The sequence below is a fragment of the Mycobacterium sp. IDR2000157661 genome, assembly GCF_022317005.1.
Taxonomy (GTDB): Bacteria; Actinomycetota; Actinomycetes; order Mycobacteriales; family Mycobacteriaceae; genus Mycobacterium.
Genome location: NZ_CP081006.1, coordinates 3,887,944 through 3,913,481 on the forward strand (window position 1 = coordinate 3,887,944; position 25,538 = coordinate 3,913,481).

Genomic DNA, 25,538 nt, shown 5'->3' on the forward strand with positions numbered 1-25,538 from the left:
AGCGCCCCCCAAACGCCGCCATTTCGGGGGCATTCGCGTCTGCTCGCGCCGACAGCGGCCTACCCTCGGAGACGTGGGCATCGCGACACGCTTGAACGGCACCGCTCCCCCCGACGTGCCACTGTCCGACATCGATCTGGGCTCCTGGAAGTTCTGGGTCGCCGACGACGACTTTCGCGACGGCGCGTTCGCCACGCTGCGCCGCGAGGCGCCGGTGTCTTTCCACCCGGCGCTGGAGACGCCGGGTGTGCAGCAAGGCCCGGGGCACTGGGCCGTCACCCGGTTCGAGGACGTCTGGTACGCCAGCCGCCATCCGCAGATCTTCAGTTCGAGTCCGAGCATCACGATAAATGACGCCAACCCGGAGCTGTCGGAGTACTTCGGCTCGATGATCGTCATGGACGACCCCCGGCACCTGCGGCTGCGCAACATCGTCAGCCGCGCGTTCACCCCGCGGGTCGTCGCACGCACCGAGGCATCCGTCCGCGATCGTGCGCGCCGGCTGGTCGAGACGATGATCGAACGGCATCCCGACGGCACCGGCGAGGTGGTCACCGAGTTGGCCGGCCCGCTGCCGCTGCAGGTCATCTGCGACATGATGGGCATTCCGGAGGACGACCACGAGCAGATCTTCCACTGGACGAACGTCATCCTCGGCTTCGGTGACAAGGACATCGCCACCGACTACGAGCAGTTCGTCAAGGTCGCCATGGACATCGGTGCCTACGCGACCGCCCATGCCGAGGACCGTCGCGTCAACCCGCAGGAGGACCTCACGACGGCGCTGGTGCAGGCCGAGGTCGACGGTGAGCGGCTGACCTCGGCCGAGATCGCGTCGTTCTTCATCCTGCTGGTGGTGGCGGGCAACGAGACCACCCGCAACGCGATCAGCCACGGTGTCCTCGCGCTCACCCGCTATCCCGACGAGCGCGCGCGTTGGTGGGCCGACTACGAGGGGCTGGCGCCGACGGCGGTCGAGGAGATAGTTCGGTGGGCCTCGCCGGTGATCTACATGCGCCGGACGCTGACCGAGGACTTCGAGCTCAGCGGCGTCAAGATGGCCGCGGGCGACAAGGCCACCCTGTGGTACTGCTCGGCCAATCGCGACGAGGACAAGTTCACCGATCCGTGGAGCTTCGACCTGGGCCGCAACCCCAACCCGCACGCCGGATTCGGCGGTGGCGGCGCGCACTTCTGCCTCGGCGCCAACCTGGCCCGTCGCGAGATCAGTGTCGCCTTCGAGGAACTGCACCGCCAGATGCCCGACATCGCGGCCACCGAGGAACCCGCCCGGCTGCTGTCGCCGTTCATCCATGGCATCAAGCGGCTGCCGGTGTCCTGGACACCAGCGCGCTGAGTTCCTCTCGGGTGGGCCCGGCCGCGGGGTTCGGACGCCAGCCGCCCGCATAGATCTCGCGCGCCCGCGGTTCGGCGGGCGCCAGGCTGGCCGGGAGGGCGTCCATGGTGACGTATGGCGCGACGATGGCATGCAGCTGCGGGTCGGCCTCGGCGGCGGCGACGATGAGATCGGAGGGCAGGGGGCTGCCGAGGTCGATGTCGCCGCCCGACCAACGCCGCACGCGGTCGGTGTCGCAGGTCAGGTGGTCGGTGTACCACGGCTTGATGTGACGCTCGCACCACGCGTCGAATTCAGTCGTGAGCGTGTGTAGATCAGCGGCATCGTGGTCGATCATCGCGATCAGTTCGCGAGCCTGCCCGAAGGCCAGCGACACTCCCCGCCCCGCCAGCGGTGTGGTGGTGCACACCGCGTCGCCCACCGAGACGAGGCCGGTGAGCACGGGCGCACCGGCGTCGTCGAGTTGGCCGCGATAGCTGTTGTACAACCGTCCCGCCGGTAGCACCGCGGCGATCGGCCGCGACCGGCGCGGGTCGACCCAGTCCGATATCCCCGGGACGGCGCGGACCGCGGCGTCGAACACGGCGTCGTGACGCAGTCGGTGCAGGCGGTCGTCGGTTCCGCTGTGTATCACGGTGACCGTGAACGTGCGGTTGTCGTGGATGAACACCACTGCGCCGTAGCCGCCGAGACTGAGCGACAGCCCGACCACGGAGTTCGTCGGGCCGAAAGCGGCGGCTGACCGCAACCGGTACTGCCGGCCGGCGTAGGTGGCGCCGCAGTCGACCCGTTCTCCGCGCCCACGCACCGCGGTTCCGAAACGGCCTGCGCGCCCGGACGCGTCGATGACCAGATCGGCCTCGAGCACCGCGCTGCCGATGCGGACACCGGTGGCCCGCCCGTGCGCGGCGACGACCTCGTCGGCGTGGGCGGTGACCAGGTGCACGCCCGGCTGCCCGGCCGCGCATCGGCGCAGCGCCTGCTCGAACACGCTGCGGCGGCACCGCAGCCCGGCCGGGCGTGTGGGCTCCCCGGGGGCCATCACCACCTCGGCGCCCGAGGTCACCAAAGCGTGGAGCGCATCGGGCAGTTCGGCCGCAAGGGCGTCGACCACATGGCCGCGGAAGCTGTGCGCGTGCTCGAACTGCATCACACCTCTGCGCCGCCACTCTCCTCGCGAGGGTGGTCCAGGGTCGCGGTCCACAAGCGTGACCTTGCGGCCGCGACGTGCCAGCGCCACGGCAGTGAAGACACCGGTCGGTCCCGCGCCGACGACAACGGTTCTCATCATGCTCCAATTGAGGTAACGTGTAGTGTAATGAATACTACGAGAGTCACTTAGAATGTCGGGTGTTGTCAAGCGTGGCTACCGCTCCGACCTCAGGGCCCAGCAGGCACGCCAAACGCAGCGGAGGGTCATCGCCGCGGCCGCGCGATTGTTCGTCGAGCGTGGGTTCGCCGCGACAACCGTCGATGCCGTCGCCGACGCGGCCGGCGTCAGCCGCAAGACCGTGTTCACCGCGGCCGGCGGCAAGCCGGAGCTGCTGAAGACGGCGCTGGACTGGGCGGTGGCCGGCGATGACGAGCCACGTGCCCTCATCGAGCGCGAAGCGGTCCGACAACTGCTCGAGCACACCGAACCCGAAGCGCTGCTGGCCGGATGGGTCCGCCTGGTCGTCGACATCGATGTCAGGGTCGGGCCGCTGGTCAGGGTCCTGGAGGTCGCGGCTGACACCGACGCGCAGGCCGCGGAGCTTGTCGAGCAGATGTGCGGCCAACGCCTTGCCGGCGCCCGGACCGTGGTTCGGCGCCTAGCCGAACTCGACGCGCTGCGTCCTGGCCTCAACCGGAGGGAAGCGGTCGACATCACATGGTTGGCCACCGACGCGGTGCTCTACGACCGACTGGTCGGCGCGCGCGGCTGGTCGCGCAGCCGGTTCGAGAACTGGCTGGCGGCCGCGTTGCGAATCCAGCTCCTCGGCCCTTGAGCCGAGCCGTTCGTTTGCCCGGCCATCGGGCGGGCAACCCGTACCGCATGCATTCCGAACACTTCCGCACGCTGTTGACCTCGAACGGGCCCTACGCATCGGTGTACTTCGAAGACTCGCACAACACCGAGGACGCCGCGGCCCTGCTGGAATTGAGGTGGCGGTCGCTGCGCGAACAACTCGAGGAGCAGGGCGCCGATCCCGCCGTCACGGAGAGCATCGAGCAGGCTGTCGTAGGCGCCCGCCCCGCGGTGGGCCGCAGCGGCCGTGCCGTGGTCGCCAGTTCCGACGGGATCCTTGTCGACGAGCATCTGATCCGGCCCGCGGGCCCGGAGGTGCGGGTTTCGCCGCTGCCCTATCTCGTGCCCATCATCGAACACGGGGTGGGCCGCCCGACCTACGCGGTCGTGATCGTCGACCATGCGGGTGGTGACCTCACGCTGTACCGGGACGGGACCGCCGTCTCCGACACCGTCGATGGCACCGCCTACCCCGTGCACAAGGCCGCCGGAGCGGAGACTCCGGGCTGGGGGGACCCGCAGGGCACCGCCGAAGGTGCCCGGCAGCGCAACGTCCGCGCGGTGGCAAGCCAGCTCACCACGCTCTTCGACGACGCCTCCCCCGAGGTCGTGTTCGTCGTCGGCGAGGTGCGCTCGCGCGCGGACCTGCTGGCCGAATTGCCCGAGCGGGTGACCGAGCGGGTGGTGGAAGTGAAGGTGGGGGCGCGAAACAGCGGCTTCGAGGACGACGACCTGCGCCACGAGATCGACCAGGAGTTCCAGCGGCGCCGGGTCGCGGCCATCGACGACGCGGCGCAACGCTTCACCGCCGCACTCGGCCGCGGTGAGGGCCTGGCCGCCGAGGGGCTGGACGGCGTGACCGCCGCGCTGCGCGCCGGAGCGGTGGAGACGCTGATCATCGGTGATGTCGGAGACGCGACTGTCGTTGCCGGCGAAGACCTCTCGACGATTGCGCCCAATCCCAACGTGCTGTCCGAGTTGGGCGCCGCACCGGCGCAGACCCTGCGGGCCGATGAGGCGCTGCCGATGGTGGCGATCTCCACCGGTGCCGAGTTGATCCGCACCGACGAGCGCATCGAACCCGCCGACGGTGTGGCGGCGATACTGCGGTACGCGCTGCGCTGAGCAGAGCCTTCGGCTGACAGCCGGCTAGCGGGCACCCACGATGTTGGCCAGAGCCGCGATCGGCGTGTCGTCGAGGTGCTGACACAGATCCAGCGAGTTCTCGAAAACCCGCTGCGCACCCGCTTTTTCGAGCTCACCGCGGGACACCCCGCCGCTGAGGACACCGATGCTCTTGACGCCTGCGCGGTTGCACGCCTCGACGTCCCAGACGGTGTCGCCGACGAACACGGCGTGCTGCGCGCTGACCTTCGCGCGGTCCAGTGCGACCTTGACGATGTCGGGCCGCGGCTTGGCCGTGTCGACGTCCTCCGACGACGTGACGGCCGCGACCAGGTCGTCGCAGTCGAGCACCTGGCGCAGGATCTGCAGTTCGTCTTCGGGGGCCGAGGTCGCGAGCACCACCTGGACCTGCAGCTTGTACACGGCCTCCACCAGCCCGCGCGCGCCCGGCAGCGGCTTGAGCATCGGCGCGAGTTCGCGGTAGTAGCGCGAGTGCAGATCCTTGGCCAGCGAGCGCGTTTCTTCGTCGCCGTCGGCGGCCAGCGTGTTGACCAGAGTGGTGCCGTCCATGCCGATCGAGCGATGGATGCGCCAGGCCTCCACCGGCACCCCGGCTTCTTCGAAGGCCCGATGCCAGGCATGCACGTGCAGGTAGTTCGAGTCGACGAGGGTGCCGTCGACGTCGAACAACACGGCCGAGGTGGTGCTGGTCTTACCCGTCACGGCGCTGATGCTCGCCCGATCGGGGCTGCTCGGGGCGGGTCTCGTGCGGGTGCACGTCGGCCTCGGCGGCCGGGTCGGAGGCACCGGACCTGGGATCAAGCGCGTCGGCGCGGGCGCGCTGCTCGTCGAGTTCATCGCGCTTGGTGTTCACCGAATCGCGGTGGGTGCGCGCAGCGTCCTGGAGCCGGTCGGCTTCGGCCGCCTTGGCCTCCGCTTCGGCCTGCGCGGCGCGGGCGCGTGCCTCGGTCTCCTGGGCGACGGACTCCCGCTTGGCGAGGTGCGGCGCCTTCTGGTCGACTTCTGCGCGCAGCCGGTCGGCCTCCACCCGGCGACGCTTGGTGCGCGCCCGACGGGCCAGGAACGCCACTAGCGCGATGATCGCGATCACCACCACCGCGACGATGATCCACACGACGATGTTGTTATCCATGTCGGCTCCTCGGGTCGATTCGACAGACCCGCAGCACTGACGAGTCCGTTAGTTAGGCGGATTTCCCGAAGGCCGACCGGCCTAAACGAAGGCGTCGGGCCGTGCTAGGGCGTTGCGGTCACCGGTCCGGTGGGCGCACACACCGATTCGGGCGGGTTGCCCGTCGACGCGCAGCCTCTGCCGGTCGCGATGTACGTGGCGCCCGGCTGGAACGGCGACAGGTACACCTGGGCCGGCAGCGTGCCGTTCCCCTGAGCGCACTTGCCCGGACCCGAGCCGCCCTCCAGTTGCACGCAGGCGACCGTGGAGAAGGGGTTGGCGTCGTCGCAGGCGGCCGGCGACATGGTCACGGTCACCATCTGGGTGCCCGAGACCGACACCACGTGCGGTGGGGACATCGAGTACGTGCACCCCCGGGCGGCCGGTTCGGCGCCGGCGACCACGGTGGCCGAAGCGCACGCCAGCGCGGCGGCTGCGGCCCCGATCGCCAGCGACCTGATCATGACGGCGATGGTAGTCAGTCGAAACGCCGAACACAGCCGGATTCGGCGGGACGGCTACCGGGCGCCGAGAGCGCGCAGCATGCCTGCGGCGGCCCGCGGCCAGGTGAACTGCTCGGCTCTGCGGCGGGCGTCGGTGCGTCGCTCGGGCTCAGGACGGCTGATGACCGAGGTGACGGCGCGCGCGATGGCGTCGGGATCGTTGTCGGCGGCCGCCCCGCTCTCCGCGGTGAGGATCTCGGCGAGCGCCGAGGTACGCGAGACGACTGCAGGCGTTCCGCAGGCCAACGCCTCCAGGGCGGCGAGCCCGAACGTCTCGTGCGGTCCCGGCGCCAGCGCCACGTCGGCGGACGCCAGGATCGTGGCGACGGTGTCACGGCATCCGATAAAACCGGTGAAGTCGACGGGCAGACCCGCGGCCTGGCGCTGCAGCCGGGCCCGCAACGGCCCCTCCCCGACGACGACCAGTCGAGCATCGACGCCCGAATCACGCAGCGAGGCAACGGTATCGATGCTGCGATGAGCGTGCTTCTCCACCGAGAGGCGACCGCAGTGCACGAGCAGCGTCTGCTCAGGACGGGCCCATCGCTGCCGGACCGTCGCCGAGCGGCGGCGGGGATGGAACTGGTCGAGGTCGACACCGAGCGGCACCGTGAGCACGTTGGTGGCGTCGATGCGGTCGAACTCCTCGCGGGCGAACGCGGTCGTGCACACCACGGCGTCGTAGCTCGCGGCGGTCCGCCGGTTGGCGACGTCGGCCACCGCACGTGCCGCCCTGCCGGGAAGCACCTGGCCGACGAGGCGGTCGAGGCGTTCGTGGGAGATCATCATCGTGGCGACGCCTCGGCGCCGTCCCCAGGCGCCCAGCGAGCGCAGCGTCAACCGGTCGGATACCTCCAACGCGTCCGGCGAGAGCTGTTCGAGCAGCCCGGTGACGGGTCCGGGAAGCACCGCGCGGTAGCCGCCGGCGCCTGGGATCAGCCACGCAGGCAATGAGATCCGGACAACTCCCGACGCAAGCTGACGCCATTCCGATTGCCTGCCGGGTACCACGAGGAACACTTCGTGGCCCCGGGCGCAGTACTCCGCGCCTAGGCGGTCGACCGCCGTGCGCAGACCGCCGGATCGCGGGCCGTAGAAGTTCGCCACCTGCACAACGCGCATGGGGTGAATGTCGCCGCGGCGCGTGTGCGGTCAAGAACGCGAACCTGACCGGCAGTCGAACGCTGCGTTAACAACCGTCAGGCGACATGCCGGGTGAACCAGTTCTGGACGCGGTACCAGGCGTCGGTTGCGGCGGCGGCGTCGTAGCGCTCCCGGGTGTCGTTGAAGAACGCATGGTTGGCACCGGGTTCGGTGACGAGTTCGAACACCATCCCCGCCTGCTCGAGGGCCGCCCGCGCGATCGGTTCGGTGGCATTCACACGCTGGTCCTCAGCAGCGTAGATCCCAAGCACAGCAACGCTTTTCGAGTCGGTGAAGTCGGGATTGTCCGGAGTCGGCCCGTAGAACGGCACGGCGGCCGCCAGCCCCGGCGCGCCGGAGTCCAGCAGCCGCCACACATACCCGCCACCCATACAGAACCCCACGGCGGCGGTGCGCTTACCGGGCACCCGCCGCTGCAGTTCGGCGATGCCCGACATCAGATCGGCCACGCCGTCTTCCGGCGGGATCCTGCCCAGGGCCGCCGTCGCCTCGGCGGGATCCCCGAACCGGCCGGTGCCGCCCTGCCCCGACAGCAGGTCGATCGCCAACGCCGAGTAGCCGATGCCCGCGAACCGGCCCGCCACCGACCGGATGTGGTCGGTGAGGCCCTTGTTCTCGTGGATGACGATCACGCTGCCGAGGGTGTCCGCCGCCTCGGCCCACGCACCCTGCAACTCGCCGCGCGGGCCGGCCCAGGTCACCGGCGTCGTCGGCAGCTCCGTTTCGCTTCCCGGCGGCGGGGCGTCGTCGGTCGCCGCACCGCTGGCGGTCACGCTCGGCTCCCCCTCCGATTCGCTGTTCCGGCCGCACGCGGTGAACAGGGCCGTGGCCGCCGCGGTGCCGACACCGAGCAGCGCCAGCCGACGCAGCGCTTCCCGGCGCGAGAGCAGGCCGTCGACGTGGTCGGTGGCGATTTCCTCGGCGATGTAGCGCTGCAAGGGGGTCATCTCCGCGAGTATGCCCCTATGCACTGGACAGCGGACCCTGATGCCCTGCGCGGCCGTGTCGCCGTCGTCGCCGGGGCTTGACAGCCGAGTTGGTCAGCGCGCTCGGAGGCGGCGGCGTCGCCGTACCGGTCGATCATCTCGACATCGGCCAAGTCCGCGGCCTCGGGGACCGGCTGCGGGAGGAATTCGGGACCCTCGACATTCTCGTCAATGACATCTGGGGCGCGGAGATCCTGAAGGGGCCGCCACCGGCGTGGAATGGCCCGATCTGGGAGCACGACCTAGACGACGGGCTGTCCATGCGGTGTTCTACCACTTGGTCAGGACGGAAGTGAACCGACTCGCCTTCAGCCACGGCCATGGAACTCGCGCGATTCGGAGCGACCTCTGTCGCCGTGACGCCGGGCGTGCAGGGTGGAACCAGCGGTCACTCACCTCGGCCGCTGGCCCGCGAGTACGGTTTCACCGATGTCGACGGCCGGATGCCCGACGGCTGGGGGGCCGAATAGCAGCAGGTCACCAAGGTACTAGACATTTTTGAAAATCTGTTCACGGTTGTCGTTGACACCGGTCAACCCGGCACTGTTCTATGGCGTGGTGAGCTACGACACGATCATCCGCGGCGGGCGCTGGTTCGACGGCACCGGAGCTCCGTCAGCGGTGCGCGACATCGGAATCCGCGACGGCCACATCATGACCATCGGCCTCGACGACCTCGACTCCACCGGATGCCCGCAGGTCATCGATGCCTCGGACAAATGGGTCCTGCCCGGCATGCTGGACATCCACACCCACTACGACGTCGAGGTGCTTGGTGGGCCCGCCCTCACGGAGTCGCTGCGTCACGGCGTCACGACCGTGATGCTGGGATCGTGCTCGCTCTCGACAGTCCACGTGAACGGAACCGACGCGGGCGACATCTTCGGCCGGGTCGAGGCGATCCCCCGCGAGCACGTCATCGCCGCCGTGGACCAGAACAAGACCTGGACCGACTGCGAGGAGTACATCGCTGCCCTCGAAGCCCGGCCGCTCGGCCCCAACGTCGCGGCGTTCATCGGGCATTCCGATATGCGGGCCGCGGTGATGGGTCTAGACCGGGCCACCCGCGCCGATGTGCGGCCCAGCAAGGCCGAACAGGCTCAGATGGAGCGCTGGCTGGCCGACGCGCTGACGGCGGGTTTTGTCGGGATGTCCTCCCAGCAACTACTTTTCGACAAGCTCGACGGTGACATATGCCGCTCGCGCACGCTGCCGTCGACCTACGCAAAACCGCGTGAGCTGCGCCGGCTCAAGTCGCTGCTGCGCCGCGCGGGCCGGGTGCTGCAGTCCGGGCCCAACATAGAGAACCCGCTCAACCTGGCCTCCCAGCTCGTGCAGTCGTTGGGCATCGTGCGCAATCCGCTCAAGACCAGCCTGCTGTCGGCCGCCGACGTGAAGTCGAATCCGTACAGCATCCACGCACTGGGACCGGCCGCCCGGTTCGTCAACCGCCTCGGCGGCGACTTCCGGTGGCAACACCTGCCGGTGCCCTTCCAGGTCTACGCCGACGGCATCGACCTGGTGGTGTTCGAGGAATTCGGTGCGGGAGCGGCGGCGTTGCATCTGCGCGACGAGGTGGAGCGCAATGCGCTGATGCGCGAGGAGGCGTACCGGCGCCGCTTCCGCAAGGAGTACGAGAGCAAGCTCGGAATCCGGGTCTGGCAGCGTGACTTCTTCGACGCCGAGATCGTCGCGTGCCCCGACCCCGCGGTCATCGGAAAGTCGTTCGGTGTGGTCGGAGCCGAGCGCGGCGGACTGCATCCCGTCGACGCTTTCCTGGATCTGGTGCTCGAGCACGGCAGGGCGCTGCGCTGGCGCACCACGATCTCCAACCATCGACCCGAGGTGCTCAGAAAGCTCGCCCGCGACAACGGTATTCAGATGGGCTTTTCCGACGCGGGCGCGCACCTGCGCAACATGGCGTTCTACAACATGGGGCTGCGCTTCCTGCGTCACGTGCGCGACGCCGAGCAAGCCGGTGAGCCGTTCATGACGGTCGAGCAGGCGGTGCACCGACTCACCGGAGAGCTCGCGGACTTCTACCGCATCGACGCCGGTCACCTGCGCATCGGGGACCGCGCCGACATCGTCGTGGTCGATCCAGCCCGACTCGACGACTCGCTGGACGCCTACGCCGAGGAACCGGTGGCCCAGTACGGCGGGCTGTCGCGCATGGTCAACCGCAACGACGACACCGTGACCGCGGTCTTCGTCGGTGGCCGTGCGGTGTTCGTCGACGGCAGGCCAACGGACCTGGTGGGCCGCCGGCGTACCGGGCGGTTCCTGCGTGCGGCGCACAAGGCGCCCGCGCTGTCTCGACAGGAAGGCGAACTAGCCAGTGTCAGTTGAGGATACGGTTCTGGGCATGTGGAAAGCGCTCTCGGAGCGTGACTGGGACTCGGTGAAGACGTACCTGTCCGACGATTGCATCTACCTCGACATGCCGGTGGGTCCCGCCGCGGCCGCGCGGGGACCGGAGAACATCGTCAAACGGCTCAAGATCGGGTTGGAACCGCTGGCCTCCTATCAGAACTTCACCGGCCTCATGGTCGACAACGGCGTCGACGTGATGTACGAACACCACGAGGAATGGCACTGGCCCACCGGGGAATCGGCCGTCCTGCAGTTCGTCAGCGTGCATCGCGTCGAGGACGGCGAGATCACCCTGTGGAAGGACTACTGGGACATGGGTGCGCTGGCCAACAACGCGCCGCCCACCTGGATGGAGGACTTCGCCAACGCCGACATGAGCTGGGTGTTCGACGCGACCGGTCTGGTCTGAATCAGCCGATCCCGTAGACGCGCTGGGCGTTGCCGTTCGCGATCATGTCCACCACACGCATCCCGTCGCGCGGCGACCACTCCCCCGCGTCGACGAACCCCTGAATCGCGTCGCGTATCCCATTGCGCCACAACCGGGCTCCCAGGAAGTGCAGCTCAGCGGGGCCGAACCCGTCCGAGCTGTAGACGATTTTGCGGAACGGCGCCATCTCCAGCAGTCGCCCGATGAACGCGCCGGCGCGAGCCCCGAGGTAGTTGATCGCCAGTCCGCCGTCGAGGTACACGTTGTTGAAGGCCTGCGCCAGGTAACCGGCTTCGCGCTCGTACGGGTAGCAGTGCAACAGCATGATCGGTGTGTCGCCGCTGCGGCGCAGGAAGTCGAGTAGGTGCAGCGGATTGCCCGCGCGCAGGTCGCAGTCGCGGTCACCGAAGCCGACATGGAACTGCAGCGGCTTGCCCACCCGCAGAGCCTGATACAGCCCGAACCGCAACAGCACCCGATCGGTCAGCCGCTGCCGGCCGCTGTCTCGCCAGCGCTTCGCCGCCTCGGCCACCTCGGCCGCGGGCGGCTCGGACAGCTCACCGGCGAAGCCGCCACGGTAGGCCAGTATCGACTTGGTCGCCACCGCGCCTGTGGCGCGCTGAGTCAGTATCGCCTCGAACGCCTCGGCGTAGTCGCCGGGACTGCGCATCGCGTCTTCGGCCACCGTCTCCAGGCGGACGACTTCGTGCACGGTACCCGGCGTCAGTCTCGACAGCTGCGCGAGGTCACCGACCCCTTCGGCGAATCCGGTGTCCACCAGCCAATCCGAGACCGTCGCCGACGTCAGGAACAACTCGGCCAGCTCTGCCTCGTCGTATTCGCTGCGGCGGTACCAGTAGGTGTCCGGGCCGGCATGCCTGGGCAGGCCGAGCAGCGGTGCGCAGTGGGCGCGCACCGCGAAGCCCAACTGCGTGTCGAACGCCGAATCGAAGTCCGCCAGCGGCTCGGTGTTCGCTTCGTTGAGGGCGTTCTCGAACCGCTCCCGCTCGGGGCGCTGCAGCCAGCAACCGTGTACGTGGTGATCGATGAGCGCGACCTGTTCGACGTGTTCGGCCAGCGCACCGCGCTTGCGCTCCGTCATACGCTCCAGGCCAGCCGGAACTTGTCGGCGACCTGTTCGGGGCTCAGTGAGCCGAAGTTCTCGTGCTCGTAGCGGCGCACCGCGACCACGGCATCGACCGCCTCGTCGCCGAGGATGCCGCGCATCGCCGCCGATCGGTCCAACTCGTCGAGGGCGTCGGCCTGCTTCTCCGGTAGCAAGACGATACCGTCCTGTTCCCGCTGCGCCTCGGTCAGCGTCGCCGGGTCGACGGTGGTCTCCGGTGGCAGCGAGAGCTTTCGCTCGATCCCGTCGAGTGCCAGACCGAGGATCGCCGCTGTCGCGAAGTAGGGATTGGCCGACGGGTCGATCACCTTGACCTCGACGTTGGCGCCGTACGGATTGCTCGGCCCACCGACCAGGAAGCGCACCGCCGCTTCCCGGTTCTCGGTGCCCCAGCAGACATAGGCGCCGGCCCAGTGTCCCGGCTGCATCCGCTGACCCGACAGCACCGAGCCGGCGAGCACACCCTGGGCCTCGGGCAGCCCGGCGACCAGTCCGGCTATGGCTGACTCTCCTTCGGCCGTCATGCCGTTGACACCGGTGCCGTCGCAGAGCAGCGGCGTATCACCGCGCTTGAGCGAGAAGTGCTGATGGGCACCGGATCCGACGCTGCCGGCGAACGGCACCGGGGACAGGCTCACCCGTAGCCCGTACCGGCGTGCGACGCGCCCGACGATGATGCGCATCAGCACCAGCGCGTCGGCCGCCGCGACGGGCGGCATTGGAGCCAGCGAGATCTCGAACTGGTTCGGACCGTATTCGGGATGGAACTGTTCGATCGCGACACCCGAGCCCGTGGCCGCGTTGGTGACGTCGCGGACGAACCCCTCGAACTCCAGCACACCGGCCAGCCCGTACTGCGCCCACAGATGTGACGGCATTCGGCTGCCGTCAGGGGCCACCAGCAGAAACTCCATCTCGTGCCCGACGACCGCGCTGATGCCGGCATCGGCCAGTCGGTCCTGCACGCGGTTGAGCGCTCCGCGGCTGCAGTACGGATCGGCAGAACCGTCCTGGTTGTAGAAACCGCCTGGCGCCCATGCCAATCCGTCGCCCAAGATGCGTAGCGCAGACATGTCGATGCGGACTCGCTGGTCGCCGACCGGGGTGATGGCGTCACCGAAGACAATGCCGGTCTGATCGATGGCGAACGCATGCCATACCGGACTGGCGCCCAGTCCGGGGTCGGCGAACGCACCCATCCGCCGCAGCGGCACGGTCTTGGCGTGCGTCAGCCCCGCCGGGTTGACGACCGTGCCGATGAGAGTCGCGACGCCGTCAGCCTCGAGCTGGGCGATGGCGGCGGCGGCGAGCGGTTTGGCTGCCGATGGGGTCACGACAGCCATTGTGCGCGGTCGCGCTGCGGCTCACAGGGTGATCTTGCAGCTTTGGCCGATGTCGAGCGTGCGCAGCATGCGACCCATTCCCAGCCACATCGCGCAGGACAGCGCGAGATCGGTGAGCAGCTCGTCGCTGAAGTGCTCGCGGCAGCGCTGCCAGAAGTCCTCGTCGTCGCGCAGGCCGGTGTGGTCGGCGGCGAAGCGCTCGGCGAACTCGGCGGCGATCCGCTCCTGGGCGCTGTAGCCGGGCCAGGTCCGCCATTCGGCGGCGTGGTCGTAGAGGTCTTCGTCGACACCGGCGGCAAGCCCTTCCGAGTCACGGGTGTTCTGACACACCACACATTCGTTGTCGAGGGCGATGACCATCCGGGCCAGTTCGCGCGCCCGCATGGGCAGTCGGTTCTTCGTGTAGACCGCGTTGGTGAACCCGGCCATCGCGACGCCGATGTCGGGCGACTTCACCACCCAGGCGGCAGCGTTGTCGTCGGCGAAGTCCCCGATGCGGCTCATGATCGGCATCGTACGCCCCGACGCCGACGGATAGGAACACGTTCTAGTTTCGGCTCGCGCCCGCCGGTGCGGGCGGTCCCTTCTCGTCGGTCCAGTCCCGCTGTACCAGCATGCGGTGGGCGATCCGCTCGAGTGCCGCCTCGACCTGCAGCCGGTCCGGCCGCCCCTCGAACGTCGGGGATGTGGCCAGCTTCTCCACGATGCGGTTGACGATCGCGGCCGAGATGGCGTCGACGCGGCGCTTACCGTCCTGCGTCAGCCACAGTCGGCCGCCGGTGCGCAGCGCCAGCCCATGCTCGACGAGGTCGTCGAACGCCGGCGCGATCACCTCATGCGGCACGCGCAGGCGCTCGGCGATGTCTGTCAGCGTCGCCGAGCCGAACACCTGGTTCTGCCGGTAGATCTGCAGTAGTGCCCACATCTGGCAGACGTCGAGTTCGCAGCCGGGCTGCTCGGCGAGCCAACGCAGCCGGATGTCGGGCGAGTCGCGGAACAGGCGGCCGACCGCGACCTCGAGGATCTTCTCCGGCGACTCGGCACTCGGCATTCCGAAGCCCTCGCCCAGGTCGGTCACCGAGACCGTCTCCATCTCGCGCAGTTCGACCTCCTTGAGGAACAGCGAGACGACGAAACCGACGACCGCGACCGGAACGGCCCACAGAAACACCTGCCCGAGGGAGTCGGCGTAGGCGTCGACGATGGGTGCGGCCATCGACGGCGATAATTCGTGCAGCGCCTGCGGGGACTCCGCTGCGCGGGGCGGGGCGCCGCCTGCGGCCAGCGCAGGCGCGATCCGGCCCGCCAGGAAATTGGCGAACAGCGAGCCGAAAATTGCTGCGCCGAAGGAACTTCCGATCGTTCGAAAAAACGTCACCCCCGATGTCGCAACGCCGAGGTCGGTGAAGCTCGAAGTGTTCTGCACGACGAGGACCAGAATCTGCATGCACAGCCCAATGCCCGCGCCGAGCAGGAACAGATACAGCGACTGGCGCCATGCCGGGGTGGCCGCGTCCATTCCGGACAACAGCAGGAACGCGACGGCCATGAGCGCTGTGCCCACGACGGGGAACACCTTGTAGCGGCCGGTGCGGCCGACGATGCTGCCGCTGCCGATGGAGGTCAGCAGCATGCCCGCGACCATCGGCAGGGTGCGCAACCCGGATTCGGTTGCCGAGACGCCATTGACGAACTGCATGAACGTCGGCAGGAACGTCAGCGCACCGAGCATCGCGAAGCCCACGATGAACCCGAGGATGCAGCAGACGGTGAACACCGGACTGGCGAACAATCGAATCGGCAGTACCGGTTCGGCGGCGCGGGTCTCGACCCACACGAAGATCGCCAGCGCACAGGCCGACGCCGCGAACAGGACGATGATCACCGCCGAGGACCACGGGTACGTGCTGCCGCCCCAACTGGTGGCCAGCGTCAGCCCCGTTGCGCCGAGGCCGACGAACAGGATTCCGGCGTAGTCGATCACGGGCCGGGCCGCCTTGTGCAGCGACGGGATCGCGACGGCGCCGACGGCCAGCACGATCAGCGCCACCGGAATGTTGATCCAGAAGGCCCACCGCCACGTGAGGTGATCGGTGAAGAAGCCGCCGAGCAGCGGGCCGATCACGGTCGTCACACCGAAGACCGCGCCGAGCGCACCTTGGTATCGGCCGCGTTCGCGCAGCGGGATGACCTCGCCGATGACGGCCATCGCCGTCACCAAGACGGCCCCGCCGCCGATGCCCTGCAGCGTCCGCGAAGCCACCAGCATGGTCATCGAGCCGGCGAGCCCGCACAACACCGAGCCCGCGAGAAAGAACAGGATCGAGACCTGGAAGACGGTTTTGCGGCCGAACAGGTCGCCGAGCTTGCCGACCACCGCCGTGACGATCGTCGAGGCGAGCAGGTAGCTGGTGACCACCCACGACTGGTGACCTGCCCCACCGAGGTCGGCGACCACCGTCGGCAAGGCCGTCGCCACGATGGTCTGGTCGAGTGCGGCCAGCAGCATGCCGAGCAGCACCGCAACGAAGATGATGTTGCGGCGCTGCGGGCTGATCAACGCGGTGGTCGACTCGTGGTCGGCGTCGGCGGTCGGCGCGGCCTGACTCGTCATGACTCCCATCCGGGGCGGAACTCTCTCCCATCACATCGTTAGTCAGGCTATGAAAGTTACGCGTTGACGCGGGTGCAGACGCGCACTGGCGGAAAGGAAGAGCAGACGAGGTGCGGTGTGGGGACGTCGGTGCGGGCTACAACGCGGTCGGCGGGCGCGAGACGCACTGCGCGGCGTACAGCGCATCGCCGAGCTTGTCCATCAGCTGCAACTGCGTCTCGAGGTAGTCGACGTGTTCCTCCTCGTTGGCGAGGATCCGCTCCAGCAGCGTCGCCGACGTGGCGTCGCCTTTCTCGCGGCACATCATGATCCCGGGGCGCAGCCGCTCGAGCACCTCGTGCTCGATCGCCAGGTCGGCCTCGAACTGCTCGCGCAGGGTCTGACCGATTCGCAGGGAGAACAGCCGTTGATAGTTGGGCAACCCGTCGAGAATGAGAATGCGGTCGGTGACTTCCTCCGCGTGAACCATTTCCTCGAATGATTCTTTGCGGGTATACGCCGCGAGTTCCGTGAAGCCCCAATTCGCCTGCATTTTGGAATGCAGGAAATACTGATTAATGGCCGTGAGTTCGCTCGTCAATTGCTCGTTGAGCAATTTCAAAACGTCCGGATCGCCTTGCATGGTCACTCCTGGGCACCTGGGGGCTGGGTCACTGTCGCTATCGGTCGTGCGGCTTCCAATCTAGTCCAGGAAATGACGGATAGCGCGCCTTTGTGGTTGGGCGAGGCGCGGTTTCGTCACTATAACGCCCCGCTCGGGCGGCGTGTGTCGCAGATCCGCGACCTACTCTGGACTGCCTAGGCTAAGTAAGGCTAGACTTCGCTAACCATGCACAGGCGGCGGTGGAGAGGCGAGGAACACCGATGAGTGAGTACGATCTGCACTCGCTCATCTTGGCCTGCGATTTCCGCGTCGACGACGTCGACCGAATGTGGCGATGGCTCAAGAAGCACCATGACCAATTGAAGTCAATCGGTGCCCATCACGTAGTTCTCTACACCTCCATCTGGGAGAAGAACCGGGTGCTGGTGACTATCGGTATCCGTAATCCGCGATCCATTCGCGAGGTGTTGCGCTCGCCGGCGATCTTCGAATGGTTCGACATCTCGGGCGCCGACGACATCCCGCCGATCTTCGGCGGCGAGGTCGTCGAGAAGATCGATCTGTACGGCCCCTCACCCGCCGAGCACGTGGGCCGGGTCGTGGTCGGCGTCATGTCGTCGGTCGCCGACGTGCCCGCGCTGATGGTCAAGGTGCACGACGGTATCGATCGGTTCAAGCGCGGCGGCGTCCGCAAAATCTGGGTCTACCGCGCCCTTGACGACGGGCACGAGGTGATGATCCTGCAGGAGGTCGAGGACGAGGACGCCGCACGCCAGTGGATCGACCACCCCGATGCCGCGGCGGAGTGGACGTCCAACGCAGGTCTCGGCGCCTACCCCACCCACTTCATCGGGCGCTTCGCCCACCTGATGAGCATCGACGAGGGCTGACGGAGGCGCCGGTGTTTGTCTGTCTGTGTATGGGAATCACGAGCCACGTGGTCGACGAGGTCGTGGCCAACGGGGCCCGGACCTCCAAGCAGATCGCCGAGGCCTGCGGCGCCGGCGGCGACTGCGGCAGGTGCAGGCGCACCCTGCGCTCGATCATCAACTCCCACCAGCAGGTCAACGAGTCGGCTTCCAGCGCCGTCGGCCCCTAGCCGGCTATCGGTCGGCGCGCTTGCCGGTGAAATCGGCGAGGGCGCTGGCGTTGGCCGCGGCGCCCATGAGCACCGCGAAGTGACCGTTCTCCCGTGCCGTCGCCTCGTCGATCTGCTCGCGGGTCGGCGCGACGATGGTCTGCTTGACCGCCATCAGGCTCGAAATCGGCCGTGCCGCAAGGATCTCGGCGTGGCGGCGTGCCTCGGGCAACAGCTCGTCGGGCTCGCAGACCTTGAACACCAGGCCCATCCGCAGTGCCTCGGCGGCGTCGACCCATTCCGACGACATCAACAGCCACGCCGCGTTCTGCCTGCCCATAAGTCGCGGTAGCAGGTACGACGAGGCGGCCTCCGGCGCGACGCCGAGGCTGGTGAACGGCGTCTTCAACCGTGCGGTGGTCGACATGAACACCAGGTCGGCGTAGCCGAGCATGGTTGCGCCGATCCCCACGCCGACACCGTTGACCGCACAGATCAGCGGCTTGGGGAAGTCGGCGAGCGCGTCGATCATCGTGGTGAAGTGGCTGCCCTGCTCGTTGAACTCCGGCTCGGAGATCCGGCGCTGCATCTCGTTGAGGTCGTTGCCCGCGCTGAACGCCCGGCCCGCGCCGGTGATCACCACCACGGCAACGCCAGGATCGGCGCCCGCATCATTGAGAGCGGTTGCGGTGGCGAGGTACAGCTGTTCGTCGAAGGCGTTGAGGACGTCGGGCCGGTTGAGCGTGAGCGTTCGGACGCGGTTGTCGTCGCTGATCTGCAGGATCATCCTGTGCTCCTCGCGTGCGCGGCCACGGCAGCAGCGTAGGCGCTAGCTGTTGCTGTACACCCGGGTGGGTGCGATGAGCACGACGGTGCGCCGCTGTTCGGCCATCACGCGGTCATACTCGGCCCAGTCGTCGTGTGTGCCGCCCGCAGCGGTGAAGACCTCGCGCAGCAACAGCCGCAGCCGGTCCGGGTCGGTCGGCCAGGGCGCGGGATCGTCGGGGCCGACGAGTTCGGCGGTTCCCTCGATGGTCGCCCACTGCCAACCGGAGCGGAATGTGGTCGTCACCTGAGGGCGGGCCCGCAGATTGGCGAGCTTGACCCTGCCGTAAGTCACGAAGGCCAGGACCGGTTCGCCGGTGACCGGGTGAGCCAGCTTGCCCACGTTCGCCAACGAGGCCTGGATGGTGCCGTCGGCACGCAGCGTCGACACCACCGCAAGCCCGTTGTCGGCGGCGCTGAGCGCGACCGCCTCGTCGAGTGTGGTCAACGGTCCTCCCCCACCTTGGAACCGTTCGCGGCGAACGGGTTTCGGTACACGTAGCGGCTAGTCGGCACGGTGTCGACGTCGCGGTCGGCGCCGAACGCGGACGTGCTGGCCAGCATGCGCCGCATCCGGTCGCGCAGATCCTCGTCGTCGGTAGCGCCGAAGAAGGCGTGCAGATCGGAGACCGCGGCCTGCGGAAAGAGCTCCTCGACGATCGCGTCGACGACCGGCGCGTCCGGGGTCAGCGTGCGGACCACGGCGTTCTGGGTGTAGCCGAACGTCGACTGGGTCTCGATCGCCACCGGCGTGTGGCCGAGATGCCATCGCGCGAACCAGTTCTGGCGGTCCATGTCCGGCGGTCTGCGCAGCAGCGCGACATTGGCCAGCCCCGCGGAGCGTTCGCCGGGTCCGGTCGGCGGTGGCGGGAGCGGCACCGACTCGGTGACCAGGTAGGCGGCGACGTCGTCGGCCTCGCGCCGCAGCCGGGACAGCACCGCACGCACCTGCTCTCCGTAGTACTGCTGGGTCCACAGGCTGACGAAGGCGACCACCGGCGGGTCCAGCGTCGTCAGCGTCATCAGCGAGTCGCGCACCACGGCGTCGCGGACGTTGACCGCCAGGCCCGGCACGCCCGTGGCGAGCAGGTCGGCGACCACCGGCCCGCGCATCCTCTCGCACCATGCCTCATCGTGGGCGTCATCGAGGTGGGTCCGCCGCAGCGCGACGATCACTTTCTCCATGCCGCGAACTTATCGACTCAGGCCTGCAACCTTTCGCGGACAGTCGCGAGGCGTCGCGCGAGTTCGGCGGCATCGATGACACCGCGGGCCATCAGCGAATGCGCCAGCGACATCAGCTGGTTCTCCGGGTAAGGCAGGTTCGCGTAGACCGTGGCCGACAGGGCGTCCTCTTCGTCGCGCCGCTGTTTGAAGTCCGGCACGTTCTCGACGCACTGGGTGCGGTCCAGCGCGTCGCACATGCCGTCGAGGCTGGTCTTCCACGGCGGCACCGGGTTCTCGACGCCGTACTTGGCGGCCATCCGCGACCACACCTGGTTGCGCTCGACGATCTCGGCGAGCGGGTCGGGGACCTCGGCGCGGCCGCTCATGTCTGCGGCGCGGGATGAACGGCCGGGCGGGTGTCGGTGATGACGTTGGTGGTGACGCCCGCCTTCGGCAACGCGACCCCGATCAGGCAGTCGCGCGTGACGATCTCGGCGAGCTGGTCCTCCGTCCAGTCCTCGGTCTCCTCGGGTTGCATGGGCATCACCATGAAGCGGTGCTTCTGGTTGGAGTCCTGCACGCGCACGCTGATCTCGTCGGGCAGGTACAGGCCGAACTCGGCCAGCACCTGGCGCGGCCAGCGCACCATGCGCCTGCGGTAGTTCGGGGTGCGGTACCACTCCGGTGAGTTGCCCAGGATCGGTCGGGGGTAGCACGAGCAGAGGGCGCAAACGATCACGTTGTGCAGGGTCGGGGTGTCCGCGAGGATTTCGAACGCGGTGAAGTCGCTCGGCGTGCCGAATCCGGTCGGCTCCATCCAGTCGACGCCGACCTCCTTGCTGGCCGTCATCGGTTCGGCCAGCGCGAGTTCCTTGAACTGGGGGTCGAGCCAGGCCTTGGCGACCAGGCGGGCCGCAGGCGTCGGGCCGATCTGTTCGGCGAACTCGGTGAAGCGCCGATGTTCCTCGGCGGTGAAGATGCCCTTCTCGATGCACAATTCGCGCAGCGCGATCTCGAGCACCTCGAAGTCGGTGATCTCGTCGACCATCGGCGCGACAGTGCGCTGGTGGTCGTGATCGTGTGCGTGGTCGGTCATGACGCCGCCTCCAGCCAGTGTTCGGGAATTTCGGTTTGGATGATGTCGTCGGCGGTGCCGGTGTAGCCGTCCCACAACTCGGACATGGTGAACCGCACGACGTAGAACCACTCCGGCTTGGCGGGGCGGTCCCACGTCTCGTCCTCGGCGGCCGGACTCTCGTAGGCGACGGTGGCGATCTCGCCCGTCGCGCCGCGCACGTACTCCGGCGTGCGCGTGTAGAAGATCACCGGAAGTTCGCGCACCACCACCGCGTCGCCCACCTTGAACTTCGGCTCTCCGGCCTGTCCGGCGTACACCTGCGGGTCACCCTTGCCCACCGCATGCTTGTGGTGGCTGTTGCGCTTCACATCGGACCCGTCACCCTCGCACTTCGGCTTGGCCTCCAGGGTCTTGCCGGTCAACCCGCCCGCGTACCGCTCCTTGACCTCGGCCATCCGCTCGCTCAGCTCGGTGAGCCCGATGTGGTGCTTCTCGACGAGCACGCGCGCGACCGCGAGCAGCCAGCGGCCGTAATACGGCAGCCCGAGGTACTCGGCCCTGCCCACGTCGACGTTGCCGATGCGGCGACGCTCCTCGGAGAGCCAGATGCCGCGCCATGCCAGCACCTCACAGATGACGTAGGTCATGTGCTCCCAGAGTTCGTACTGCTTGTTCTCATACTTCATCGGCGCATCGGGCTCGCCGCCGACGTCGTGCACCGGCTTGAGATATGCGGTGATGCGCCGGTGGTCGAGAAGATCTGGCGTCGGGGCGTCCGGCAGCTCCGGGTAGGCCGACTTAAGCCGGGCCACCAACTCGAGCTGCGCTGCCCGCTCTGCCGCCGTGCTCATGGGGACTCCCTTCGGTCGTCGAGTCCGACAGTGACGTCGGCCATCGGCACCTCCGTACACAGCAACCGAACCGGTCAGGCGACTGTATCGCCGGAGTAGCAGGCGTGCAGGTGAAATCGCCGAGCAGTCTTCTCAAGATTCAGACCGCGCCGCAACGCGCACCCGTGTCAACCGCTGTGCCGCAGTGAAATTGACGCTCACGCCGGTAGCCGCGCCGATCGTCGAATCGCGGCGCACGCCACGCTGCGCAGTCGCGCGTGGACAAATGCGTCGCGCGATCCGCGGAGTGGTCGAGCGTCATGCTGGTGGGCTTGCCCTGCCATCGAGCGCCATACCCCGGGGAGTCGCACCGGTTCGCTGCGGTCAGGCGTCAGAATGGAGCGGTGAGCACCGGCACTCGGATTCTGGATGCCCTCCGGCCCACGATGCCCGACACCGGCGCCGTGGCCCGGAGCCTGCTCGCGGCGCTGGCCATGGCGGGGATCGCGTTGGTCTGGGATTCGGGTGTCACCGCGGTGTGGGTGCTGGGCGCAGCAACCATCGCGGGCGCCGTGGCCCTGCAGGACAGCCCGGGCGGCCGGATCATGCTTGTGATCGTGGTGTCACTGCAGATGTCGGCCGCGGTGTTCGTCGGCGCCTTGACGGCCTCCCACGACGTGGTCTTCGTCATCGTGGTGGCCATCTGGTGCTTCGCCGCGGGCCTGCAGTGGGCGGTGGGCAGCAACGCCGGTCTCGTCGGGGCCGCAGCCAGCGCACTGCTCGTGCTCGCCCCACCGGTGGCGCCGACGCTCGAGTCGGTGGTGGTGCCGACCGTCCTGACCCTGATCGCGGGCGGGTTGCAGGCGGCGCTGATCGTGGTACGACCACCGCGTCGCTGGCGCACCCAGCGCGACGCCTTGACCCAGGCCTACCGCACGCTCGCCGAGACCGCCCGGCGGATCAGCGACGACCGTGGCGCACCGGTGGCGGTGACGCTTACGCCGGAGTTGCGCGACGTCTTCGTCGACACCCAGGCGAGTCGGCGGCCCGAGGCCTACCAGGGCGGGCACCGGTTACCCGAACGCATCATGGTGACGTTGCGTGCCATGGCGCGTGCGTCCGATGGTGACAGCGATGGCGTGCCCAGGACGCTGTCGGCGGCGGCGGAGGTGCTCGACGCCATCGCCGACCACAGCCACACCGCGCGGCGCGAGGCCGAGCACAGCCTGGTCCGGCTGGAGGCGGCCGTCGCGATGCTGACCGGACCGCAACAGGTTGCCGCCGAACGGCTTACGCACCAGTTATGCGAAGCCGCCGAGCTACGCTTCCCCGATCTGTACCGGCCGGACCTGGTGAGTCCCCTGCGCGGAGCCGCGACGACCGCCAAGGCGCACCTGACGTTGACATCGCCGATCCTGCGTCACGCGGTACGGCTGTCGGCTGCGGTTGCGGCGGGTGTCGCCGCCGACCGCTTCGCACCGGTCAACCACGGCCACTGGATCGCGCTGACGGTGCTGATGGTGCTGCGCCCGGAGACCGCGCACACCTACACCCGCTGCGTGGGTCGGTTGGCGGGCATCGCCGGTGGGGTCGCGCTGGCCTCGTTGATCGCGGTACTGCTGCATCCGGCGGGTCTCGTCGCCGCCGTCCTGGCCGCCCTGATCCTGTTCGCGGCCCACGCGGTCAGCGAGATCGGCTACATTGCCGTGGCCGCGGCCGTGGCCGCGGCCACCGTGTTCCTTCTCGACGTCACCACCGCCACCTCGGGTGCGACGTTGGAGGACCGTTTGTTCTCCGTCGTCATCGGCGGCGGTTTTGCGGTGGTCGCGCATGTCGTGCTGCCCGACCACGCCCTGACCCGGCTGCACCAGCGGGCCGGCGAGCTGCTGAAGACCGAGATCGACTACGCCGCAGCCGTGGTCAAGGCCTACGTGCATGAGCTCGATCGTCCGGCCGACGCGCTGGCCGCGGCGTGGCAACGCGCGTACCGAGCGCGTTCGGGGTTCGAGGCCGCCTCGGGTGCCACGCGCATGGAGTCACCGGAACTGCGGCGGTGGCTGCGGTCGTACCGAACGGCGCTGAACGCCGTCACCAGTGCGTGCACCACGCTGGAGTCGAGCCTGCCGAACCATCCGCCTGCCAGTTTGACACCGGAGTTCGTTGCCGCCGTTGACGATTACGTGGACGCGTTGCGTGGCGCACCACCGACGCCCGCGACGCCGTGGACCGTCGACATGGCCGCGTTGACGGCTGCCACGCAGCAGGTGCGTGAGCGGGCGACCGGTCTGCCCGCACGCAACGTTGCCGCTCGGGTGCTGGTGTCAGAAATCGGGGCGATCACGCGCAGCCTGTCCGGGATCGGCGCTACCCACGAGCCCACTTCGGCGCAATGAAGACGCCCTCGGCCTCGACCGTCACGCCGTCCTCATCGGCGAGGTGGCCCGCGGCGTAGGTTTTCACTCCCTCGTTCCGGGTGATCCGGGCCTCGGCGTGCAGCGACCCAAGGCGCGTGGTCCGCAGATAGCGCAGCGTGATGGTGCCCGTGAAGCGAGGCGTGGCGGCGTTGGCCGCCACCTCGCCCAGCACATGGTCGAGCACGAGGGCCGCGATGCCGCCGTGCACGTGACCGGGCGGACCCTCGTACGCCGCGCCGAGGTGGAAGTCGGTCACGACGCGACCGTCCGCGTCGTGCCGGATGGTCAGCGGCGGGGCGATCGGGTTGCGGATACCGATCACCGGGTTGCCCCACGCCAGCCGGTCTCCCCCGGACGTCAGGCGGACGCCGAACGGACCGTCGAGTTGCCGGGCGCGCAGCTGTTCGGTCGCCGTGTCGATCCGGGCCTTGACCGCGGCCACGGTGTCGGCGTCGACCTCCGTGCGGATGGTTGCGTCGATGAGCTCGCGGACCGACTCCGCGAGTGGCCCGTAGAGCGCGCGCATCCGCTCGACCTCGGCTGCGGACACGTCGCCGATGTCGGTGAATTCCACCACCGGAGAACTAGAACACGTTCCAGGATGTCGTGTCGAATCACGGCCGGGCCGTTCCGTGATCAACCGGGCGGCGAGAGCACATCGCGACGTGCGGCCGACGCGAATCCCAGCCAGGTGTGGCGATTGCCCGCCCAGCACCAGCCGACCTTCGGCGCGTCGCGGTTGGCGGCGCCGTCACGGCCGGTGCCGTTGCTGATCCACAACGCGGGCGTTCTGGCGTCCAGCGAGCCGTCGTGCTTGGGCAGCCGCGATCCGATCGTCATGAAGCACCGGTTGCGTTGCAGCACATCCGGCTGCTGCAGCACCCAGTGGAGACCCTCGCTCACGGTCAGCGCCGTGCGCCCGGCGCCGACGATCGCGGGCAGCGCTTCGTCGGGGCTCCAATTCGCCATCGCGTCACCGCGGTCGGGAGCACACACCGCGTACACCGGTGAATCCGGCAACGCCACTGACGGGATGGGCCCGAACTCGTCGAGATCGGCCATGTCGGCCACCACGAACCCCGGCTTGCCGTCGCGGCGGATCAGCGGGGCCAGCGCCGAGGGCGCCAGCAGCTCGGGGTGGACGGCCAGCAGGACGGGACCGGCGGGGTCGTGGCGGCACATGTCGCGCAGCTGTTGGACCGGAATGCCTGCGAGCTCGGCCACGCCGAGCGTGATCAGTGTTTCGGCCTGGAGGGCGAGGGCGGGCAGCGTGGTGGTCGCGGTGGTGGGCACGCGGCCACAACGAAGCTCGGTGTGCGCG

The 25,538-nt window shown here is 68.6% G+C and carries 27 protein-coding genes and 1 pseudogene; 9 read left to right on the plus strand and 19 right to left on the minus strand.

All coding sequences use genetic code 11. From position 1 onward, the window contains the following. Window positions 1-31 precede the first annotated feature (31 nt). Window positions 32-1,357, plus strand: coding sequence for a cytochrome P450 (locus tag K3G64_RS19990; RefSeq protein WP_238950847.1), 1,326 nt, complete (start codon window positions 32-34; stop codon window positions 1,355-1,357). Here K3G64_RS19990 and K3G64_RS19995 read toward each other — a convergent pair. After that, window positions 1,320-2,648: an FAD-dependent oxidoreductase gene (locus K3G64_RS19995; RefSeq protein ID WP_238886785.1), complete on the minus strand. Its 1,329-nt coding sequence runs from the start codon at window positions 2,646-2,648 to the stop codon at window positions 1,320-1,322. The two genes, K3G64_RS19990 and K3G64_RS19995, sit on opposite strands and share 38 nt — an antisense overlap. Window positions 2,649-2,700: 52 nt before the next feature. Between K3G64_RS19995 and K3G64_RS20000 the strand changes: the two genes are divergently transcribed. Then, a complete protein-coding gene (locus K3G64_RS20000; RefSeq protein WP_238886787.1) occupies window positions 2,701-3,345 on the plus strand; it encodes a TetR/AcrR family transcriptional regulator in 645 nt (214 codons plus the stop codon). Between the two features lie 47 nt (window positions 3,346-3,392). After that, entirely contained in the window at window positions 3,393-4,490 is a 1,098-nt protein-coding gene (locus K3G64_RS20005) for an Rv2629 family ribosome hibernation factor (protein WP_238886789.1), read from the plus strand. 24 nt (window positions 4,491-4,514) lie between these two features. Here K3G64_RS20005 and K3G64_RS20010 read toward each other — a convergent pair whose 3' ends face one another. From K3G64_RS20010 to K3G64_RS20030, 5 genes are all read right to left on the minus strand, one after another. Next, complete coding sequence (locus K3G64_RS20010) at window positions 4,515-5,213, minus strand: HAD family hydrolase (RefSeq protein WP_238886793.1); 699 nt, start codon at window positions 5,211-5,213, stop codon at window positions 4,515-4,517. Further along, window positions 5,203-5,643, minus strand: coding sequence for a hypothetical protein (locus K3G64_RS20015; protein ID WP_238886795.1), 441 nt, complete (start codon window positions 5,641-5,643; stop codon window positions 5,203-5,205). Before K3G64_RS20015 ends, K3G64_RS20010 begins: the two co-directional genes overlap by 11 nt. Window positions 5,644-5,747: 104 nt before the next feature. After that, window positions 5,748-6,146, minus strand: coding sequence for a hypothetical protein (locus K3G64_RS20020; RefSeq protein WP_238886797.1), 399 nt, complete (start codon window positions 6,144-6,146; stop codon window positions 5,748-5,750). Window positions 6,147-6,200: 54 nt separating this feature from the next. Then, on the minus strand, window positions 6,201-7,307 hold the full coding sequence (locus K3G64_RS20025; RefSeq protein WP_238886799.1) for a glycosyltransferase: 1,107 nt from the start codon (window positions 7,305-7,307) through the stop codon (window positions 6,201-6,203). Between the two features lie 77 nt (window positions 7,308-7,384). Further along, the gene (locus tag K3G64_RS20030) at window positions 7,385-8,296 is read right to left on the minus strand and encodes a dienelactone hydrolase family protein (protein ID WP_238886801.1); all 912 of its coding nucleotides are present in this window, start codon (window positions 8,294-8,296) and stop codon (window positions 7,385-7,387) included. 18 nt (window positions 8,297-8,314) lie between these two features. Here K3G64_RS20030 and K3G64_RS20035 point away from each other — a divergent pair. The 3 genes and pseudogenes from K3G64_RS20035 (at window position 8,315) to K3G64_RS20045 (ending at window position 11,117) form a co-directional block, all read left to right on the plus strand. Next, window positions 8,315-8,805, plus strand: a pseudogene (locus K3G64_RS20035) (hypothetical protein). Window positions 8,806-8,893: 88 nt separating this feature from the next. Continuing rightward, the gene (locus tag K3G64_RS20040) at window positions 8,894-10,684 is read left to right on the plus strand and encodes an N-acyl-D-amino-acid deacylase family protein (protein WP_238950849.1); all 1,791 of its coding nucleotides are present in this window, start codon (window positions 8,894-8,896) and stop codon (window positions 10,682-10,684) included. A gap of 16 nt (window positions 10,685-10,700) precedes the next feature. After that, complete coding sequence (locus K3G64_RS20045) at window positions 10,701-11,117, plus strand: nuclear transport factor 2 family protein (RefSeq protein WP_238886803.1); 417 nt, start codon at window positions 10,701-10,703, stop codon at window positions 11,115-11,117. Between the two features lies 1 nt (window position 11,118). On the opposite strand, the gene K3G64_RS20050 is transcribed toward K3G64_RS20045, so the two are convergent. The 5 genes from K3G64_RS20050 to bfr all read right to left on the minus strand — a co-directional run bounded on the left by K3G64_RS20050 (window position 11,119) and on the right by bfr (window position 16,843). Then, complete coding sequence (locus tag K3G64_RS20050; protein WP_238886805.1) at window positions 11,119-12,240, minus strand: amidohydrolase family protein; 1,122 nt, start codon at window positions 12,238-12,240, stop codon at window positions 11,119-11,121. Then, entirely contained in the window at window positions 12,237-13,607 is a 1,371-nt protein-coding gene (locus K3G64_RS20055; protein WP_238886807.1) for a glutamine synthetase family protein, read from the minus strand. Before K3G64_RS20055 ends, K3G64_RS20050 begins: the two co-directional genes overlap by 4 nt. Window positions 13,608-13,628: 21 nt before the next feature. After that, a complete protein-coding gene (locus K3G64_RS20060) occupies window positions 13,629-14,111 on the minus strand; it encodes a carboxymuconolactone decarboxylase family protein (protein ID WP_238886808.1) in 483 nt (160 codons plus the stop codon). Window positions 14,112-14,154: 43 nt separating this feature from the next. Beyond that, window positions 14,155-16,221 (minus strand): MDR family MFS transporter, encoded by a 2,067-nt coding sequence (locus K3G64_RS20065; RefSeq protein WP_238886810.1) that lies wholly within the window; start codon window positions 16,219-16,221, stop codon window positions 14,155-14,157. A gap of 136 nt (window positions 16,222-16,357) precedes the next feature. Further along, window positions 16,358-16,843, minus strand: a complete 486-nt coding sequence (gene bfr / locus K3G64_RS20070; protein ID WP_238950851.1) for a bacterioferritin — start codon at window positions 16,841-16,843, stop codon at window positions 16,358-16,360. A gap of 242 nt (window positions 16,844-17,085) precedes the next feature. Here bfr and K3G64_RS20075 point away from each other — a divergent pair, with 242 nt between their 5' ends. Both K3G64_RS20075 and K3G64_RS20080 read left to right on the plus strand, forming a co-directional pair. After that, window positions 17,086-17,715, plus strand: a complete 630-nt coding sequence (locus tag K3G64_RS20075; protein ID WP_238886812.1) for a fatty-acid--CoA ligase — start codon at window positions 17,086-17,088, stop codon at window positions 17,713-17,715. Between the two features lie 11 nt (window positions 17,716-17,726). Next, the gene (locus tag K3G64_RS20080; RefSeq protein ID WP_238886814.1) at window positions 17,727-17,924 is read left to right on the plus strand and encodes a (2Fe-2S)-binding protein; all 198 of its coding nucleotides are present in this window, start codon (window positions 17,727-17,729) and stop codon (window positions 17,922-17,924) included. A 4-nt stretch (window positions 17,925-17,928) separates the two neighbouring features. Here K3G64_RS20080 and K3G64_RS20085 read toward each other — a convergent pair whose 3' ends face one another. From K3G64_RS20085 to K3G64_RS20110, 6 genes are read right to left on the minus strand one after another with little or no spacing between them, the layout of a single operon-like run. After that, the gene (locus K3G64_RS20085; protein WP_238886815.1) at window positions 17,929-18,690 is read right to left on the minus strand and encodes an enoyl-CoA hydratase/isomerase family protein; all 762 of its coding nucleotides are present in this window, start codon (window positions 18,688-18,690) and stop codon (window positions 17,929-17,931) included. A 42-nt stretch (window positions 18,691-18,732) separates the two neighbouring features. Then, entirely contained in the window at window positions 18,733-19,176 is a 444-nt protein-coding gene (locus K3G64_RS20090) for a TIGR03618 family F420-dependent PPOX class oxidoreductase (RefSeq protein ID WP_238886817.1), read from the minus strand. Continuing rightward, complete coding sequence (locus tag K3G64_RS20095) at window positions 19,173-19,913, minus strand: EthD domain-containing protein (RefSeq protein WP_238886819.1); 741 nt, start codon at window positions 19,911-19,913, stop codon at window positions 19,173-19,175. Before K3G64_RS20095 ends, K3G64_RS20090 begins: the two co-directional genes overlap by 4 nt. Before the next feature lie 17 nt (window positions 19,914-19,930). Continuing rightward, a complete protein-coding gene (locus K3G64_RS20100; protein ID WP_238886821.1) occupies window positions 19,931-20,281 on the minus strand; it encodes a thiocyanate hydrolase in 351 nt (116 codons plus the stop codon). Continuing rightward, on the minus strand, window positions 20,278-20,991 hold the full coding sequence (gene scnC, locus K3G64_RS20105) for a thiocyanate hydrolase subunit gamma (RefSeq protein ID WP_238886823.1): 714 nt from the start codon (window positions 20,989-20,991) through the stop codon (window positions 20,278-20,280). The genes K3G64_RS20100 and scnC overlap by 4 nt, the downstream gene beginning before the upstream one ends. After that, window positions 20,988-21,824: an SH3-like domain-containing protein gene (locus tag K3G64_RS20110; RefSeq protein WP_238886825.1), complete on the minus strand. Its 837-nt coding sequence runs from the start codon at window positions 21,822-21,824 to the stop codon at window positions 20,988-20,990. The genes scnC and K3G64_RS20110 overlap by 4 nt, the downstream gene beginning before the upstream one ends. Window positions 21,825-22,207: 383 nt before the next feature. Between K3G64_RS20110 and K3G64_RS20115 the strand changes: the two genes are divergently transcribed. Further along, window positions 22,208-24,196, plus strand: a complete 1,989-nt coding sequence (locus K3G64_RS20115; RefSeq protein ID WP_238886826.1) for an FUSC family protein — start codon at window positions 22,208-22,210, stop codon at window positions 24,194-24,196. Here K3G64_RS20115 and K3G64_RS20120 read toward each other — a convergent pair. Both K3G64_RS20120 and K3G64_RS20125 read right to left on the minus strand, forming a co-directional pair. Beyond that, a complete protein-coding gene (locus K3G64_RS20120; RefSeq protein WP_238886827.1) occupies window positions 24,168-24,794 on the minus strand; it encodes a PaaI family thioesterase in 627 nt (208 codons plus the stop codon). The genes K3G64_RS20115 and K3G64_RS20120 overlap by 29 nt on opposite strands. A 59-nt stretch (window positions 24,795-24,853) precedes the next feature. Further along, window positions 24,854-25,510, minus strand: coding sequence for a DUF5701 family protein (locus K3G64_RS20125; RefSeq protein ID WP_238886828.1), 657 nt, complete (start codon window positions 25,508-25,510; stop codon window positions 24,854-24,856). Between the last annotated feature and the right edge of the window lie 28 nt (window positions 25,511-25,538).